Origin of the sequence: Nocardioides oceani, assembly GCF_030412965.1 — a bacterium.
Lineage (GTDB): Bacteria > Actinomycetota > Actinomycetes > Propionibacteriales > Nocardioidaceae > Nocardioides > Nocardioides oceani.
In genome coordinates this window covers 1-279 of the sequence record NZ_JAUHJQ010000152.1, presented here as the reverse complement: position 1 = coordinate 279, position 279 = coordinate 1, and the positions used below count along the sequence as shown (strand labels likewise).

General features: G+C 74.9%; 1 protein-coding gene. It reads right to left on the bottom strand.

The window, feature by feature from the left end; all coding sequences use genetic code 11:
• Nucleotides 1–72 precede the first annotated feature (72 nt).
• Nucleotides 73–279: ring-opening amidohydrolase (locus QWY28_RS23630; protein ID WP_300955351.1), on the bottom strand; the 207-nt coding region annotated here is incomplete at its 5' end.

Sequence of the window (279 nt, the reverse complement as noted above, 5' to 3'; positions counted from 1 at the left end):
GACCCAGGGTCAGACGACACGAAAGGGGCGCCCCCACCGGGGGGCGCCCCATCGTCGTGCGTGCGGGCTGGATCAGCCCATGTCGACGATCGCGGCCACCGGGCCGCCCCCCGCGGGGCCCTGGTGGGCCGCGGAGACCGAGACGAAGACCGCCGGGTCGCCGGTGACCGCAGCGGTGACGCCACCGACGCAGGCCTTGATCTGGCGGTGCCAGTGCACGTCGGAGTCGTCGAGCATCGCGTTGCGACGCCCGCGGACCTCGCCGTCCTGGCTGGCCTC